The sequence below is a fragment of the Aquabacter spiritensis genome (assembly GCF_004346185.1).
In the GTDB taxonomy this organism is placed as follows: domain Bacteria; phylum Pseudomonadota; class Alphaproteobacteria; order Rhizobiales; family Xanthobacteraceae; genus Aquabacter; species Aquabacter spiritensis.
Map to the genome: position 1 here is coordinate 302,986 of NZ_SMAI01000005.1, position 16,986 is coordinate 319,971.

The 16,986-nt window shown below is 66.1% G+C and carries 15 protein-coding genes; 6 read left to right on the forward strand and 9 right to left on the reverse strand.

What is annotated here, in order from left to right; translation table 11 throughout:
* Window positions 1-3: 3 nt before the first annotated feature.
* Together EDC64_RS10910 and aztA are read right to left on the reverse strand one after the other, a co-directional pair.
* A complete protein-coding gene (locus EDC64_RS10910; RefSeq protein WP_132031311.1) occupies window positions 4-876 on the reverse strand; it encodes a metal ABC transporter permease in 873 nt (290 codons plus the stop codon).
* Window positions 877-991: 115 nt separating this feature from the next.
* Window positions 992-1,744: a zinc ABC transporter ATP-binding protein AztA gene (gene aztA / locus EDC64_RS10915; RefSeq protein ID WP_132031312.1), complete on the reverse strand. Its 753-nt coding sequence runs from the start codon at window positions 1,742-1,744 to the stop codon at window positions 992-994.
* A 326-nt stretch (window positions 1,745-2,070) separates the two neighbouring features.
* Between aztA and eda the strand changes: the two genes are divergently transcribed.
* Complete coding sequence (gene eda / locus EDC64_RS10920; protein WP_132031313.1) at window positions 2,071-2,715, forward strand: bifunctional 4-hydroxy-2-oxoglutarate aldolase/2-dehydro-3-deoxy-phosphogluconate aldolase; 645 nt, start codon at window positions 2,071-2,073, stop codon at window positions 2,713-2,715.
* Between the two features lie 13 nt (window positions 2,716-2,728).
* On the opposite strand, the gene EDC64_RS10925 is transcribed toward eda, so the two are convergent.
* The 3 genes from EDC64_RS10925 to EDC64_RS10935 form a co-directional block, all read right to left on the reverse strand.
* Window positions 2,729-3,652 carry a sugar kinase gene (locus EDC64_RS10925; protein ID WP_132031314.1) on the reverse strand — a complete coding sequence of 308 codons (924 nt, stop codon included), beginning with the start codon at window positions 3,650-3,652 and terminating at the stop codon, window positions 2,729-2,731.
* Between the two features lie 119 nt (window positions 3,653-3,771).
* The gene (locus EDC64_RS10930) at window positions 3,772-4,956 is read right to left on the reverse strand and encodes a pyridoxal phosphate-dependent aminotransferase (protein ID WP_132031315.1); all 1,185 of its coding nucleotides are present in this window, start codon (window positions 4,954-4,956) and stop codon (window positions 3,772-3,774) included.
* Window positions 4,957-5,085: 129 nt separating this feature from the next.
* Window positions 5,086-5,796 carry a GntR family transcriptional regulator gene (locus tag EDC64_RS10935; protein WP_132031316.1) on the reverse strand — a complete coding sequence of 237 codons (711 nt, stop codon included), beginning with the start codon at window positions 5,794-5,796 and terminating at the stop codon, window positions 5,086-5,088.
* Window positions 5,797-5,925: 129 nt separating this feature from the next.
* On the opposite strand from EDC64_RS10935, the gene EDC64_RS10940 reads away from it, so the two are divergent.
* The 3 genes from EDC64_RS10940 to EDC64_RS10950 all read left to right on the forward strand — a co-directional run bounded on the left by EDC64_RS10940 (window position 5,926) and on the right by EDC64_RS10950 (window position 9,598).
* Complete coding sequence (locus EDC64_RS10940; RefSeq protein ID WP_132031317.1) at window positions 5,926-6,894, forward strand: Bug family tripartite tricarboxylate transporter substrate binding protein; 969 nt, start codon at window positions 5,926-5,928, stop codon at window positions 6,892-6,894.
* A 143-nt stretch (window positions 6,895-7,037) separates the two neighbouring features.
* Window positions 7,038-8,777 (forward strand): L-arabinonate dehydratase, encoded by a 1,740-nt coding sequence (araD, locus tag EDC64_RS10945; RefSeq protein ID WP_132031318.1) that lies wholly within the window; start codon window positions 7,038-7,040, stop codon window positions 8,775-8,777.
* A gap of 53 nt (window positions 8,778-8,830) precedes the next feature.
* A complete protein-coding gene (locus EDC64_RS10950) occupies window positions 8,831-9,598 on the forward strand; it encodes an aldolase/citrate lyase family protein (protein ID WP_132031319.1) in 768 nt (255 codons plus the stop codon).
* A 4-nt stretch (window positions 9,599-9,602) separates the two neighbouring features.
* On the opposite strand, the gene EDC64_RS10955 is transcribed toward EDC64_RS10950, so the two are convergent.
* Window positions 9,603-10,376 (reverse strand): DUF1223 domain-containing protein, encoded by a 774-nt coding sequence (locus tag EDC64_RS10955; RefSeq protein WP_165933721.1) that lies wholly within the window; start codon window positions 10,374-10,376, stop codon window positions 9,603-9,605.
* Between the two features lie 265 nt (window positions 10,377-10,641).
* Window positions 10,642-13,338, reverse strand: a complete 2,697-nt coding sequence (gene acnA / locus EDC64_RS10960; RefSeq protein ID WP_132031321.1) for an aconitate hydratase AcnA — start codon at window positions 13,336-13,338, stop codon at window positions 10,642-10,644.
* 144 nt (window positions 13,339-13,482) lie between these two features.
* Here acnA and ccmA point away from each other — a divergent pair, with 144 nt between their 5' ends.
* The gene (ccmA, locus tag EDC64_RS10965; protein ID WP_132031322.1) at window positions 13,483-14,136 is read left to right on the forward strand and encodes a heme ABC exporter ATP-binding protein CcmA; all 654 of its coding nucleotides are present in this window, start codon (window positions 13,483-13,485) and stop codon (window positions 14,134-14,136) included.
* A complete protein-coding gene (gene ccmB / locus EDC64_RS10970) occupies window positions 14,133-14,804 on the forward strand; it encodes a heme exporter protein CcmB (protein ID WP_132031323.1) in 672 nt (223 codons plus the stop codon). The genes ccmA and ccmB overlap by 4 nt, the downstream gene beginning before the upstream one ends.
* A 20-nt stretch (window positions 14,805-14,824) precedes the next feature.
* On the opposite strand, the gene EDC64_RS10975 is transcribed toward ccmB, so the two are convergent.
* Window positions 14,825-16,078 (reverse strand): SAM-dependent methyltransferase, encoded by a 1,254-nt coding sequence (locus EDC64_RS10975; RefSeq protein ID WP_132031324.1) that lies wholly within the window; start codon window positions 16,076-16,078, stop codon window positions 14,825-14,827.
* A 456-nt stretch (window positions 16,079-16,534) separates the two neighbouring features.
* Window positions 16,535-16,986, reverse strand: a 452-nt coding sequence (locus EDC64_RS10980; protein WP_132031325.1) for an autotransporter outer membrane beta-barrel domain-containing protein, incomplete at its 5' end; no start/stop codon positions are given.

Genomic DNA, 16,986 nt, shown 5'->3' on the forward strand with positions numbered 1-16,986 from the left:
CCTTCAGGCTTCGAAATGGCGCTGGGGGAAGCGGCGGGCGATCACCCCGCCGGCGGGACCGAACAGGACGGAGACGACGTAAGCGCCGCCCGCCACCAGGATGATGGCGGGACCGGAGGGCGCGCCGACATGGTAGGAGATGAGCAGGCCGGCAAAGCCGGAGACGAAGGCGATCGCGGTGGCGAGGCAGACCAGCGGCGTGAGATCGCGCACCCAGAAGCGCGCGGTCGCCGCCGGAAGCATCATGAGGCCGACCGCCAACAGCGTGCCGAGCGCGTGAAAGCCGCCGACCAGATTTAGAACGACCAGCGCGAGAAAGGCGATGTGGCTCGGCGCGCCGGCACGGCTGACCGAAGAGAGAAAGGCCGGGTCCACGCATTCCAGAACCAGCGGGCGCCAGATGACGGCCAGGGTGACGAGGGTGAACGTCGCGATCCCGGCGACCAGATAGAGCGTGGGATCGTCGAGCCCGAGAACGGTGCCGAACAGCACATGGAGCAGATCGACGTTCGATCCCTTCACCGAAAGAATCATCACGCCGAGCGCCAGAGAGATCAGATAGAAGGCCGCCAGCGAGGCATCCTCCTTCAACTCGGTGGCGCGCGCCACGACGCCCGCCCCCACCGCGACGAACAGACCGGCCGCAAGACCTCCGAACGTCATGGCGAAAAGATCGAGGCCGGACACCAGGAACCCGATCGCGGCGCCGGGAAGGATCGCATGGGCCATGGCGTCGCCGGTCAGGCTCATGCGCCGCAGCATGAGGAAGGCACCGACCGGCCCTGCCCCCAGCGCCAGGGCGAAGATGCCGACCAGCGCGCGGCGCATGAACTCGAACTCCGCGAAAGGCGCGATGAAGAGGTCCGTAAAGTTCATCGGGGTCCGATAGGTCTCCGCCTTCCCACCGCTGCGGCGGAGGAGGCGTGGTGAAAGCCGAGCGAGATCGGATCCGCCCCGCGGACCGCCGACCTGTCTCGAAACCTTGACTGGGTTACGCCGCGACCTCGCAGGGCTCGTCGCCACCCCAGGCCTCGCCCATGCGGCGTGCCTTGAGAAGATTTTCCGGTGCGAGCGCCTCCGCCGTCGGCCCCCAGGCAATCGCCGAGCGGGCGAGCAGCAGGGTCTGCGGAAAGTGCGTCCGCACCAGATCGAAATCGTGCAGCACGGCGAGAACCGTGCGCTTTTCGCCATGCCAGCGCCGCACCAGATCCAGCAGATCGGACACGGTCTTGGCATCGAGCGCGGTGAACGGCTCATCGAGCAGGATCAGCCGGGCGTTCTGGAGCAGCAGGCGCGCGAACAGGGTCCGCTGCATCTGGCCGCCGGAAAGCGTGCCGATGGGCCGGGTCTCAAAGCCTTGGAGACCCACGGCCGCAATAGCCTCGGCGATCGCGGTCCGGTCAGTCCGGCCGATGCCGCCGAACAGACCCGAGCGCCGCCACAACCCCATGGCGACCATATCGTAGACCGAAATCGGAAAGCTGCGATCGACCTGCGCCCCTTGCGGCAGATACGCGATGTCCCGCGGGTCCAGCCCACCACGCTCGATGGCGCCGGCAAGCGGCCGAAGCTGGCCGATGATGCCGCGCATCAATGTGGACTTGCCGGCCCCGTTCGGTCCGCAAATGGCGAGAAGCGCGCCTTCCTCTACTGACCCGTCGAGATGATGAACCGCCGGGTGCCGCTCATAGCCGAGCGTCAGATCGCGAAACCGCAACTGAGGGCTGAGGGAATTACCCGTCATGATCGGCCCCGCGCTGTTCATGGCGTGACCCAGATGACGGCCACCCACAGAACGCAGGCAATGACCGCAACAAGTGCGAGACGGTAGGGAAGGGACGACCGCAGCACGGAAAAGGACGACCCCCCGGACTGCCGATCCTGTCCAGGAAAGCCACTACCAGGACCCGCCGCACGGGGGGAGGAACTCTCTGCGCTCATGGCATTTTGATACACAGTATCACTGGAAAAGTCCAGCCGCACCGGCGGAGCAAAGCGGTGCACCGAGCGTTTGGCTCTCGACACACACGAGGCGCTGGGCTTCATAGGTCTGGCACTGGAGACACGCCCATGAGTCTGCCGAGCCCGTTCCCGCTTCTCGCCCGCGCGCCCGTCATTCCGGTCGTGGTGATCGAACGCCTAGAGGATGCGGTGCCGCTCGCGCGCGCGCTGGTCCAAGGCGGATTGCCGCTGATCGAAGTGACACTGCGCACGCCGGTGGCCCTGGAAGCGATCCGGGCCATCGCATCCGAGGTGGAAGGTGCGGTCCTCGGCGCCGGGACGGTGACGGAGCCAGCGCATGTCGAAGCGTCGATCGAGGCAGGCGCCGCCTATCTGGTCAGCCCGGGAACGACGCCCGCCTTTGCGGCCGCGCTGGCGGCCGCGCCGGTCCCTGTCCTGCCCGGCTGCGCCAGCGTGAGCGAAGCCATGGCGCTGATGGCGCACGGCTTCGAGGTCATGAAATTCTTCCCGGCCGAAGCCGCCGGCGGCGTGCCATTCCTGAAGTCGATTGCCGGGCCCCTGCCCGGCCTGCGCTTCTGTCCGACAGGCGGGATTGGTCCCGGCAATGTCGAGACCTATCTCGCTTTGCCCAACGTGGTGGCGGTGGGCGGCTCTTGGGTGGTCCCTGCGGACGCAATCCGCGCCGGGGATTTCGCCAGGGTGCGCGATCTTGCTTTGGCGGCATCGCGCCTGAAACGGGCGGCGAAATTCTAAAAGCCGCGGCGGCTCAGTGTGCGCTCAGGCCCTCATGCTCGGACCGCGGAATGATCGCCCCGCGATGCATGATGACCGCGCTGGCCAACCGATGGCCGGCCAGAGCGGCCGCCTCCGGCGTCTCGCCCTTGAGGCGGGCGGCGAGATAACCGGCATTGAAGCTGTCTCCGGCTCCGGTCGTGTCGACAGGCCGCACCTCCCGCTCGACCGGCACCTCGATCAGCGAGCCGTCGGCATAGACCAGAGCCCCGCCGGGGCCGTTCTTCACCACCACTTCGCGCACGCCGTACGTCGTGATCCGCTCGATCGTGGCCCGAGGCGAGGCATCGCCCCACAGCGCCACCTCGTCCTCGAAGGTCGGCAACGCGATGGAGGCCCGCTTCATCGCTTCGGCGAAGACGGTGCGGGCGCGCGCGAGATCGCCGCCCCAGCCGCGCGGCCGGAAATTGCCGTCGAACACCCGCCACGCACCCCGCTCTCCCGCAAGCTCGAGCGCCGCAAGAAACCGTCCGAGGCCGGCATTGGAATAGAGCGACAGCGTGATCCCTGAGAAATAGAGCGCGCGTGCATCCACCAGCTGCGCCGCGACTTCCTGCCAGCCGTCGAGCTCGAACAGAAGCCGGGCGGGCGAGGTGTCGCGCCAATAATGGAAGGAGCGCTCACCGCGGTCATCCGTGGTGATGAGATAGAGCCCGGGCACGCGCCCCTTGACCTGCAGCACGGCGCTCCGGCCGACACCCTCCATCGCGGCGAGACCGAGGATCTGTTCCGAGAAGGCGTCGTCACCGAGGGCGGTGGCGTAGCCGGTATCGATTCCGGCACGGGCGAGATAGACTGCGGTGTTGAAGGTGTCTCCCCCAAAGGCGAGCCCGAACCGGCCATCCCCGCCGCGCGCCAGTTCAACCATCACCTCGCCGACGCAAACGACCTTCGCCATGTGATCTCCTCGGGCCCTGGGCCTTTGGTCCACCATCGGTCAGAGGTCCCCGGCGCGCAAGTTGGCGCAGCGTGCCCTTCGGCACCGGCGAGGCTGCGGGACGATCGGCCCAGACGCCTTCAAGCCGCCTTGCTCTGGCGCAGGAAGCCGTCCATCCGCTCCAAGGCCTTACGGATGTTCTCCGCGGAATTGGCGTAGGACAGCCGGATGTAACCTTCTCCATGCACCCCGAAGTCCGGACCCCCGATGACCGCGACGCCCACCTCCTCCAGCAGCGCCGAAGCCAGCGCCTTGGCCGAGCCCCAGCCGGTTCCGGCGACATTCGGGAAGGCGTAGAACGCGCCTTTAGGCGTGGCGCAGGATATTCCCGGCAGCGCGTTCAGCCCCTCGACCACGATGTGTCGGCGGCGATCGAACTCGGCGACCATCGCCGCGACGGCGTCTTGCGGGCCGTCGAGCGCGGCGATGCCGGCAAATTGGGTCGCGGCGTTCACGCAGGACCAGGCATTCACCGAAAGCTTGCGGACGCTCTCATAGAGGCTCTTCGGCCAGATCGAATAGCCGAGCCGCCAGCCGGTCATGGCATAAGTCTTGGACCAGCCGTTGAGCAGGATCAGCCGGTCGCGGATCTCCGGATAGGCCAGCAGGGTCTGGTGGCGCTCGCCGTCGAAGACGAAATGGTCGTAGATCTCATCCGACATCAGCGCGACATGCGGATAAGCGGCAAGGCCGGCGACCAGCTTGTCGATTTCCGCTTTGGGCGTGACACCGCCGGTCGGGTTCGCCGGCGAATTGATGATGAGGAGGCGCGTGCGCGGCGTGATCAGGCCGAGCGTCTCCTCTGCCGAAAAGGCGAACCCGTTCGCCTCGCGGATCGGCACGGGAACCGGGGTTGCACCGGTATGCTCGATCATGGAGCGGTAGATGGGAAAGCCGGGGTCGGGATAGAGGATTTCCGCTCCGGGTTCGCCGAACAGGCGGATCGCGGCGTACATCGTGACCTTGCCGCCCGGCATGATCATGACCAGGCCGGGATCGACCGATGCGCCATAGCGGCGATGCAGATCGCGCGCCACGGCTTCGCGCAGCGGCAGGATGCCGACGGAGGGTGTATAGCCGTGGTGCCCGTCCTTCAGGGCCCTCACGGCAGCTTCGACGATGTGTTCCGGCGTGCGGAAGTCCGGCTGGCCGATGCCGAGATTGATGATGTCCCGCCCCTGATCGGCGAGCGCGGTCGCGCGCGCGAGCACAGCGAAGGCGTTTTCTTCGCCGATCCGGTCGAAGGCGTCGACGGTGGTCAGCATGCGCGTTTCTCCCCGGCGGCGCTCCCGCCTGTTGCCTTGTCCGGTGGCAAGGCAACAGCATGCGGGAGGACAAATCAAGCACCGGCCGGCCGCACCGGCGACGCGGGCGCCAACCCTCCAAACGCCCGCTCAGTCTCTGAAATAATGCGGCCGGTCCATGCGCATGCCGTCAGCTGAGGCGAGAGAGCGGAACAGATGGTCGCGCACCGCCTGCTGGGCGGCGGCGGGATCGCCCGCGGCAATGCCCGCGACGATCGCCGCGTGATCGCGGATGATCTGCGGCGCCTTGCCGGCGAGCGGCAGGTTGAGCCGACGCAAGCGGTCGATATGGCCCGAGGAGCGGCGCACCAGAGCCCACACCTCGCCCGCCTCCACCTGGTCGCACAAGGTCGCGTGAAAATCGCGGTCGGCCACATCGAAGGCTTCGAGATCCCCGGCGGCCAGCAAAGCGGACTGCCGGGCGATGACGGCTTCGAGCGCCGCAAGCGCGGTCTGTCTGTCGGGACGCGCGCACAAGAGGCGGACCGCTTCCTGCTCGATCGCGCGGCGGAGGAATTGCGTGCGGCGCGCCTGAGAGAGGTCGATGGGGGAAACCTTGGTGGCGTGCTGGGGAAACACCTCCACCAACCCCTCTTCCTCAAGACGCATCAAGGCATCCCGAACGGGCGTCGACGAGACGCCGAACAGATCCTGAAGCGCCGCGCGCGGCAGCGTCGCTCCGGGGGGAAGGACCAAAGTCACGATCTGTTCGCGCAGATAGTCGAACACCTGGGGGGCCGCCTGCCGCGAGCGGTCGCGCGCCGGGCGGGGGAGCAATTGCGGGTTGATCGCCTCGTTCATGAGGGGGCGTTCTAGCACGGTTTCAGGTTGACCCACTAATGCATTAGTGTTTTTGTTCCATGGACCCGCCTCAGACGGGCACGTCCGGCCCTTGCGGCCGGTGAAAGCAAAGTCCTGGGAGGACGTTCGATGCCATCATTGAAATTTACGTGCGCGGCCCTTTTGGGCATCGCGCTCAGCACATCTTGTTGGGCAGCCGAGTATCCCGAGCGCGCCGTCACCATCGTCGTGCCCTTCCCGGCCGGCGGCGCCTCCGACAGCACGGCGCGCTTCCTGACAGGCAAGATGTCGGAGAAGCTCGGTCAGCCTGTTGTCGTCGACAATAAGCCCGGCGCGAACGGCGGCACCGGCGCGACCCAGGTCGCGAAGTCGGCGCCCGACGGTTACACGCTTCTGGTGGGGTCGATCGGGGTATTCGCCATCAATCCGGCGCTCTATCCCAATCTGTCCTATTCGCCCCAGAAGGACATGGACCTTCTCACCCAGGTGGTGCGCACACCCAACGTGCTCGTAACCTCGCCGAATTTCCCCGCCAATACGGTCAAGGAACTGGTGGAGTATCTGAAGAAAAACCCGAACAAGGTGACCTTCGCCTCATCCGGCATCGGCTCGTCGGACCACCTCACCGCCGCGCTGTTCTGGCAGAAGACCGGCACCGAGGGCGTTCATGTGCCCTATAAAGGCGGCGGACCCGCGATCAACGATTTGATGGGCGGGCACGCCGACGTCTCGTTCCAGAATCTCGGCTCGGTGGCGAACCAGATCCGTGCCGGCAAGCTGAAGCTGCTCGCCGTGACCGCGGCGGACCGCACCTCGCTCTTCCCCGACACGCCGACCATGGCGCAGGCCGGAGTGCCCTTGGAGGTCTATTCCTGGCAGGCTGCCGGGGCGCCGAAGGGACTTCCCGCCGACGTGAAGGCCAAGATCGAGGCGGCCCTGATGGCCGCGCTCAAGGACCCCGATGTGAAGAAGAAATTCAACGACATCGGCTTCGAAGTCGTCGCTTCCTCGCCGAAGGAGTTCGAGGCTTTCCAAGCCAAGGAGCAGGCGATGTGGAAGACGGTGGTCGAAGAAGGCAAGATCACGCCCAACCCATAAGTCCGAAGCGGCGTGCGCCGACCGGAAACGAGCCGCCGCCGGATGAGCCCGGAAGCGATGCCTACCCCACCTCTCGGGTGGCACAACGTCCCCCGACCCGGCACCCGGGTCGGACAGTCCGTCTGCGTCAGAGAAGGCCGATCATGGCAAAGCCCCGAAAAACCGTCGACACGCTGCGCAGCGCGCGCTGGTTCGCCCAAGACGATTTGCGGGGCTTCGGCCATCGCTCCCGCATCATGCAGATGGGCTACGCACCGGGTGACTTCATCGGCCGTCCGGCGATCGCCATTCTCAACACCTGGTCCGACATCAATCCTTGTCACGCCCACTTCAAGCAGCGTGTGGAGGATGTGAAGCGCGGTGTCTTGCAGGCTGGCGGCTTTCCGATCGAGCTGCCCGCGATCTCTCTGGCCGAGAACTTCGTCAAGCCGACCACGATGCTCTACCGCAACCTCCTCGCCATGGAAGCTGAAGAGTTGATCCGCTCCCACCCCGTGGACGGCGTGGTCCTGATGGGCGGCTGCGACAAGACCACGCCCGCACTGCTGATGGGGGCGACCAGTGCCGGAGTGCCGGCCATTTTCGTCCCGGCCGGGCCCATGCTGCGCGGCAACTGGAAAGGCAAGGTGTTGGGCTCCGGCTCCGACGCCTGGAAATTCTGGGACGAACGGCGGGCCGGCACCATATCGGACCAGGATTGGCTGGACATCGAGGGCGGCATCGCCCGCTCCTACGGGCATTGCATGACGATGGGCACCGCCTCCACCATGACCGCCATCGCCGAGGCGATCGGCATGACGCTGCCCGGCGCCTCCTCGATCCCGGCCGCAGATTCAAACCACATTCGCATGTGCGCCGCCGCCGGGCGGCGCATCGTCGACATGGTCTGGGAAGATCTCACGCCGGCCGATATCCAGAAACGCCGCAGCTTCGAGAATGCGATCGCGGTCGCCATGGCGATGGGCTGTTCGACCAACGCCATCATCCATGTCCTCGCCCAGTCGCGGCGGGCCGGCTGTCCGGTGACGCTCGACGATTTCGAAGGCGCCAGCCGCCGCGTCCCGACGCTCGCCAACGTCCGACCGACGGGCGACGCCTATCTGATGGAAGACTTCTTCTATGCCGGCGGCCTGCCGGCCCTGATGACGCGCATCGCCGACCATCTCGATCTCGACGCGATGACGGTGTCGGGCCGGACTCTCGGCGAGAATATCGCCGCGGCTCAGGTGCACAACGACGACGTCATTCGCACCGCCGACCGCCCCGCCACCCGTCAGAGCGCGCTCGCAGTGCTGAAGGGCAATCTTGCACCCGAGGGCTGCGTCATCAAACCGGGATGCTGCGAAGAGCGGCTGCTCAAACATACCGGTCCCGCCCTCGTCTTCGACGATTACCCCGCCATGAAGGCCGCCATCGACCGGGACGATCTCGACGTCAGCCCCGACCATGTCCTGGTGCTGCGCAATGCCGGGCCGCAGGGCGGACCTGGAATGCCGGAATGGGGCATGCTGCCTCTGCCGAAAAAGCTCGTGCGGGCGGGAGTCCGCGACATGCTGCGCATTTCCGACGCGCGCATGAGCGGGACGAGCTATGGCGCCTGCGTGCTCCATGTCGCGCCCGAATCCTTCGTCGGCGGTCCGCTGGCGCTGGTGCGCACCGGAGATTTGATCAGCGTCGATGTCGAGGCTCGGTCGATCACGCTCGAGGTGGACGACGCGGAGCTGGCGCGCCGGAAAGCCGAATGGACCCCGCCACCGCCCCGCTTCGAACGCGGCTATGGCTGGATGTTCTCCCGCCATATCGGTCAGGCCCACGAAGGCTGCGACTTTGATTTCCTCGAAACCGGATTCGGCGCACCGATCGGCGAGCCGGCGATTTTCTGACCCATCGACCCATCCGACTTTCAGACTTTGAAACTTTCACACAGGAGCAAGACGTGGATCTGCCCGCCAACAGCTTCAAGCGCGCCATTCATGCGGGGCGCCAGCAAATCGGCCTGTGGTGCTCTGTTCCGAGCAATTTCACGGTCGAGATTCTCGCCGGCTCGGGTTTCCACTGGCTGCTGCTCGACACGGAGCATTCGCCCAACGAGCTGCCGATCGTCTACGGCCAGCTCCAAGCCGCCATGGAAGGCACCGCCCAGCCGATCGTACGGATCCCCTGGAATGATTCGGTGATGATGAAGCGCTATCTCGATGCCGGGGTTCAGAGCTTCCTGATCCCGATGGTGCAGAATGCCGAGGAGGCGCGCGCCGCGGTTGCCGCGACCCGCTATCCCCCCCGGGGCATCCGAGGCTTCGCCGCAGCGTCGCGGGCGTCCCGCTTCGGCCGCATCAAGGATTATTACGACCGGGCCGAGGACGAAATCTGCGTGTTGGTCCAGGTGGAGACGCAGGAGGCGCTCGACAATCTGGAAGCGATCTGCGGCGTCGAGGGCGTCGATGGCGTGTTTATCGGCCCCGGCGATCTCTCCTCCAGCGTCGGCTATCTCGGCAAGCAGGGGGATCCCGTGATCGTCGAATTGATCGAGACCACGATCCGCCGCATCACCGCCGCCGGCAACCGCGCCGGCATCCTCACGCCGGACGAGGCTCTCGCCAAGCGCTATATCCAGGCCGGCACGATCTTCACGGCAGTCGGATCGGACAGCGGCATTCTCGCGCGCATGTCCGAGGCGCTTGCGCGCCGCTTTGCCGAAACTTGAGGGATCAGGGGAGCGCCAGCTTCGCGGCCCCGAGGATGGGGCCCGGCACCGCCTGGGTCCCGCTCTGCACCATCACCACGACGCCATCCTCGCCGGCCGCCGTGACGCGGTCGACCGGGACGACATAGGTCGCAGCTTCGCCGCGCCACGGACCGAGCTTGTGCCAGCCGCGCACCACATTCGTATAGGTGACGGTCTTGCCGGCATTCTCGCCCCGGCCGATCGCCACTTCGTGGCGTGCGATCACCGGGCAAACCCAGATATCGGCGGTAAAAGCCGGATTGTCCGGCCCGCGCGGCAGCGCCCCGACCTCGATCACCAGATCCGAGTCGCGCCGACTGACGCGTACCGGCACGCCCAGGGTCGATCCCTTGTCGCGGGCGCGCGCCATCGCCTTGAGCACCGCAGCTTTGTCGCTCCCCTTCGCGGGAACGAAGCCGTCCACGATCATCTGAGGCGTGTAGAGCATGCGGTCGCCACGCTGCTCGGCATAGGCCTTCTGGCGCAGCGAGTGACCATGCTTGGCCAGCGTATCCTTCCAGCCGATATAGTCCCAATAGTCCACTGCCAGAGTGATGGCGATAATGTCCGGATCCGCGGCCAACTCGCTCAACAGGGCATCGGCCGGAGGACAGGACGCGCAACCCTGACTCGTGAACAATTCGATCACCGCCTTCGGCGTGGCCGAAGGCGAAGATTGTGGCTGCGCTGCGGCCCGCTCGACAGCCGGCATGCACATCAGCGCAGCAGCCAGGAGGAGAACAGGACGAAAGGTCATCTGCACCGGCACAGCTGCTTCAGGGAGAACAGACCCACGCATAGGCGCGGCTCAGGTCGGAGACCAGTCAATTCGCAGTGAGAGCCTGGAGCAAGGAAAAAGCGCGGGCTTGGCGCTGGCTATGGAAGGCGCGGCCGTGTTTGATACGGCCTCGGTGCGCATCCATTGGGATGGTGGCAGACCCCCGGCGGGGCGAAAGCGAAAACTCCGACGGGACGACCACCCCGCCCGCGCAGACGCAGGCGGGGTCGTTTGGCGGCGTACCTCAGGCCGCGAGGGAGCGCAGGACGTAAGGCAGAATGCCGCCGGAGCGGAAATAATCCAGCTCGTCGAGCGTATCGATGCGGCAGATCAAGGGCACCTCGGTCACCCGGCCGTCGGCATAGGCGACGATCGCCGTCATGGTCTGTCGCGGCTTCAGCTCACCCTCGATGCCGCGCAGCGTCACGAGTTCATCGCCCTTCATACCGAGCGTCTGCCAGGAGGTCCCCTCCTGGAAGACGAGCGGCATGATCCCCATCCCGACCAAGTTCGAGCGATGGATGCGCTCGAAGGACTGGGCGACGACCGCGCGGATGCCGAGCAGCTTGGTGCCCTTGGCCGCCCAGTCGCGTGAAGACCCGGTGCCGTATTCCTTGCCAGCCATCACCACCAGCGGCACGCCTTCGGCCTTGTAGCGCATGGCGACGTCATAGATCGACGCCTGATCACCGTCCGGATAGTGCACCGAGACGCCGCCTTCGACGCCGGGAACCATCTGGTTCTTAATGCGGATATTGGCGAAGGTGCCGCGCATCATCACTTCGTGATTTCCGCGCCGCGTGCCGTATTGATTGAAATCGACCGGACGCACCTGGTGCTCGACCAGATACTGCCCCGCCGGGCTCGACGCCTTGATCGAACCGGCCGGCGAAATGTGGTCGGTCGTAATGCTGTCGAGGAACAGGCCGAGGAGGCGGGCATCGATGATGTCGGTGACCGGCTCCGGCTCCTTCGTCATGCCGACGAAATATGGCGGGTTCTGCACATAGGTCGACGAATCCTGCCAGGCATAGGTCTGACCGGTCGGGATCGAAATCTTCTGCCAGTGCTCGTCGCCCTTGAAGACGTCGGAATATTTTTCCTTGAACATCTTCTTGGTGACATTCTCGCGGATGTACTGGGCGATCTCCTTGTTGGAGGGCCAGATGTCCTTGAGGTAAACGGGCTTTCCGTCATCGTCCAGGCCGAGCGGCTCGGTGGTCAGGTCGACTTGGAGCGATCCTGCGATGGCATAGGCGACGACCAGCGGGGGAGAGGCGAGATAGTTCGCCTTCACGTCGGGATTGACGCGGCCTTCGAAGTTGCGATTGCCCGAAAGGACCGCGGCGGCAACGAGATCGCCCGCATTGACCGCCTCCGAGATCGCCTCCGGCAACGGCCCGGAATTGCCGATGCAGGTGGTGCAGCCGAAACCGACCAGGTTGAAGCCAAGCGCATCGAGATCGGCCTGCAGGCCGGATTTGTCGAGATATTCCGCAACCACCTGCGAGCCGGGGGCGAGCGACGTCTTCACCCACGGCTTGGACTTCAGGCCTTTCTTCACCGCATTGCGGGCAAGCAGGCCGGCGCCGATCAGCACCGAGGGGTTGGAGGTGTTGGTGCAGGAGGTGATCGCGGCGATCACCACATCGCCATGGCCGACGGTGAAATCCTCGCCGGCCACCGGCACGCGCTTGTCAGCTTCACCGGGCTTCTTGAACTCGCCTTCGAGCGCGGCGATGAAACCGGTCTTCGAATCGGTGAGCAGCACCCGGTCCTGTGGACGCTTCGGCCCGGCAAGCGAGGGAAGGACGGTGTCGAGGTCGAGCTCAAGCGTGTCGGTGAACACCGGATCCGGCGTGTCCTTCTTCCGCCACATGCCCTGGGCCTTGCAATAGGCCTCGACCAGCTCGACGCGGCTGCCCTTGCGGCCGGTCTCGTCGAGATAGTCGATGGTCTCGCGGTCGACCGGGAAGAAGCCGCAGGTGGCGCCGTATTCGGGTGCCATATTGCCGATCGTGGCACGGTCGGCGAGCGACAAATGGTCGAGCCCGGGGCCGAAGAATTCCACGAACTTGCCCACCACGCCCTTCTTGCGCAGCATCTGGGTGACGGTGAGCACGAGATCGGTGGCGGTGATGCCTTCCTTCAGCTTGCCGGACAGTTTGAAGCCGATCACCTCGGGAATGAGCATCGAGATGGGCTGGCCGAGCATGGCCGCCTCGGCCTCGATGCCGCCGACGCCCCAGCCGAGAACCCCGAGGCCGTTGACCATCGTCGTGTGGCTGTCCGTCCCGACGAGCGTATCGGGATAGGCGATCGTCACGGTCTTGCCGTTCAGCTCTTCCTTCCGGGTCCACACCGTCTGCGCGAGATATTCGAGATTGACCTGATGGCAGATGCCGGTTCCGGGAGGCACCACGCGGAAATTGTCGAACGCGCTCTGGCCCCATTTCAGGAAGCGATAGCGTTCCTGGTTCTGCTTGTATTCCTCTTCGACGTTTTTGCGGAACGCCGAGGAGTCGCCGAAATAATTCACGATCACCGAATGGTCGATGACGAGGTCCACCGGCACCAGCGGGTTGATCTTTTCGGGGTCGCCACCGAGATTGACCATGGCGTCGCGCATCGCGGCGAGGTCAACAACGGCCGGGACACCGGTAAAATCCTGCATCAGAACGCGGGCCGGACGATAAGCGATCTCGCGGCCGGACGTGCCGCGCGAGGTTAGCCATTCGGCGACGGAGGCGATGTCCTCCTTCGTGACGCTGCGTCCATCCTCGAAGCGCAGGAGATTTTCCAGCAGCACCTTCATCGAGAAGGGCAGACGGGAAATCCCGGCCAGACCGTTTTTCTCGGCCGCTTCAAGGCTGTAATAAACATAGTCCTTGTCGTCGACGGACAGGGTGGTGCGGCACTTGAAGCTGTCGAGCGAGGTCACGGCGCTTTGTCTCCGGTTCGATGATCGACCGACGCCAAACGTCCGAGGCAAGGGAAGTGGGGAGGTGCCATTCCACCTTGGACGGTGCGGTTCAGCCGCTTTATAGAGCCATTTCAAACCGCGGTCATGCGATAAGACGAACCAATGTGCAATGCATCAATCGCAAATCGCGACTCGCGGGGCGATAGGCTCCGTCTCAACGGCGAGGCCCTGGCCTGCCGGCGGGGCACGCGGCTCCTGTTCGCGGACTTGAGCTTTACCGTTGCGGCCGGCGAAGCCCTCGTGGTCACAGGGCCGAACGGGGCCGGAAAATCGTCGCTTCTGCGGATCGTGGCCGGCCTGATGCCCGCGACATCCGGCCGCGTTCGGCTCTCCGGCGTGCCCGCCGAGGCCCGGATCTCCGAGCAGGTCCACTATCTCGGCCATGAGGATGCCGTGAAGGGCGCGCTGCGGGTCGGCGAAAATCTCGCTTTCTGGCGCGCCGTTCTGGGCCGAACCGGTGCGGAGGTCGGCGACGCCCTCGAGGCGGTGGGGCTCGGCGGGCTCGGCCGGCTGCCGGCGAGCGCCCTTTCGGCAGGCCAGAGGCGGCGACTGGCGATCGCGCGGCTCCTGGTCGCAGACCGGCCGGTCTGGGTGCTCGACGAACCCACCACGGCGCTCGACGCCGCGGCGCAGGCGCGGTTCGCCGCGCTCGGCCGGGACCATCTCGCGGGAGGCGGCCTCATTCTCGCGGCGACCCATGCTCCCCTCGATTTCGGCCCGGAGGTCCGAGGCCTTCGTCTCGGAGCGCCGGCATGACCCGTGCCTTCCTGGGCCTGGTGCGGCGAGACCTCGCTTTGGCGGCGCGCGCCGGCGGGGGTGCCGGCCTCGGCGTGGTCTTCTTTCTCTCCGTGGTGGCGGTGGTGCCGTTCGCCGTGGGACCGGATCTCGCCCTCCTTGCCCGCATCGGCCCCGCCATCCTGTGGATCGGCGCCATGCTGGCGAGCCTGATCGGCCTGGAACGCCTGTTCGCAGCCGACGTCGAGGACGGCTCTCTGGACGCGATGTCCGGCAGCCTGCTGCCGCTCGAACTGATCGCCGCCGCGAAGGGCCTTGCCCATTGGATCGCGACCGGCCTGCCTCTGGTGATCGCCGCGCCCTTCCTCGCGCTGATGCTCAATCTCGATCCGGCGGCGATCGGCGCCCTGGTCGCGACACTGCTCGCGGGCACGCCCGCGGTGACCGCGCTCGGGCTGATCGGCGCGGCCTTTGCCGGCGCGTTCCGGCGCGGCGGCCTGCTGATCGCGGTGCTGGTCCTGCCGCTGGCGATTCCGGTGCTGATCTTCGCCGTGTCCGCCACCAATGCCGCCGCGAGCGGCCCGGTGCCCTTCGGCACGCCGTTTCAGGTTCTCTGCGGGCTCGCTTTGTTCGCTTTGGTCCTCGGGCCGGTGGCGGCGGCCGCGGCCCTTCGGGCCGCACGGGACTGATCCCGCGCAGCCCGTCGAGGCTATTCGCCCGCGAGCCGAAGCGGGACCGCGGCGCGGCGCTCTGCCGCCCGCAACCGCTCCTCCGCCTGGACGATATAGTCCCGGGTCAGCGGGACCGCCTCCTGACGCTTCGCGAGTTGGATCTGGAAAATCATCATACCCTGATGCCGGAACGCCATTTCGGAGCCTGCGAGATAGAATTCCCACATCCGGCAGAAGCGGGCGTCGGTGAGGCGCTGCACTTCTTCGCGGTGGGCGATGAAGCGCTCGCGCCACGCCTTCAGCGTCTCGGCATAATGCAATCTCAGGATCTCGACGTCCGTCACGACGAGCCCCGCCCGCTCGATATGCGGCAACACCTCCGACAGAGCGGGGATATAGCCGCCGGGGAAAATGTACTTGGCGATCCAGGGATTGGTGATGCCCGGGACGTCGGACCGCCCGATGGCGTGGAGCACCATCACCCCGTCCGGCGACAGAAGCTCGCGGATGCGAGCGAAGAAGGCGCCGTAATGATCGATGCCGACATGTTCGAACATGCCCACCGAGACGATGCGGTCGAACGGTCCGGCCACGTCGCGATAATCCTGGAGACGGAACTCCACGCGGTCGCTCAAGCCCTTTTCCTCCGCCCGCGCCCGCGCCGCCCCCAATTGCTCGGTCGATAACGTCACCCCAGTCATCTGGGCGCCGGCGATTTCCGCGAGATAGAGGCTGAGCCCGCCCCAGCCACTGCCGATATCGAGGGTCGTGAGGCCGGGCCGGTCGAGGATCAGCTTCGCCGCGAGGTGGCGCTTCTTGGCGAGTTGCGCATCGTCGAGGCGCTGATCGGCATGCTCGAAATAGGCGCAGGAATATTGCCGGTCGGCATCGAGGAACAGAGAATAAAGCCGCCCGTCGAGGTCGTAATGATGCGCGACGTTCCGGCGCGCGCGCGCCGGAGGATTGAACTGCGCGATCCGACGCAGCGCCCGACGGACCCAGAAGAAGACCCGCGAGCTCAGCGTCGGCTGAATCACCGGCTGCGACATGGCGATGTCGAGGAAATCCGCGATGTCGCCGCACTCCAGGGTCATCAAACCCTCGGTGAACAATTCGCCGAGCGCAAGCTCGGGGTCGAGCAAGAGCCGACACTGGGCGAGGACGGTGGCGAAGCGGACATGGACGGTCGGGACGTCGGGCCCGACATTGAACGTGCGCCCCGATGCGGCGGTCACCCGGAGGCCACCCCGCACGATGGTCCGTCGCAGAACGCTTTCAAACAAATAGTCCATCGACCGCCTCCGTCTGGAGTTGATCTCCTCGGATCCCCCTGCGGCGCAGTTTCGCAACATCGCTCCGGTCGGCACGCCTGACGGCCATCTCGACATGGCCGCGGTCCCCGGCCGCTCCACGTTTTGCCCCTTGATGCCGGCCCCATTGAATGGCCAGGCTCACGCTGCGTCGGTGGTCAAATCTCACCACCAGACGGATGTTTCGGCAATATGGTGAAGAGCCGGGAGAGCAGGTCGAGGGCGTTTTTTTGAACCGGACGCCCTGGAGTTCCAAGGCGCCGGAGCACCACTTCACCACTCTCTCGGGTATGCGGCCGCCTCTACAGCCCCGTGTGGTGGATTGCACCCGCCAAGGGTGCGGATCGGCCCCACACGGACGTGCCGCCGCCGAGAGGCGCGGGCAGTCCCGCGCATCGGCCTCCGCGCCGGTTTGGCGCGGAGGGGCGGGGATGGGGGTCAGAATTTGAGGGAGAACTGGGCTGTGAAGGCGTTCTGGGAGGATTGTCCGGCGATCTGGCCGGTATAGGTGAACTGGAGGGTGGCGGCGTCGGAGACGCCATAAGCGAGGCCGGCGCCGAGCAGCAGGGCATCCTCGGCGATCGGCACGCCCGACACCTGGAACGGCGTCGCGCCGCCCACGAACTGCATCATCGCGCTCGGCATGGTGTCGCCGAAGGCGTGCTGCCAGCCCAGCGTCACGCTCGGCGTCAAGGTCCGCCCGCCGAGCTGGACCGAGGTCGCCGCGCGCAGGCCGAGCGTCGTGTACAGCGTGTCCTGCGCGCCCAGATCGACGCTGAGCGCCGCCGCCCCGGCGCCGCCCGCCCAGGTCTCCGCGAAGCGGCCCCCGGACACGTTGAGATAAGCGAGGCCGGCGAACGGCTCGAACGCAAAGGCGCCGACCGCCATGT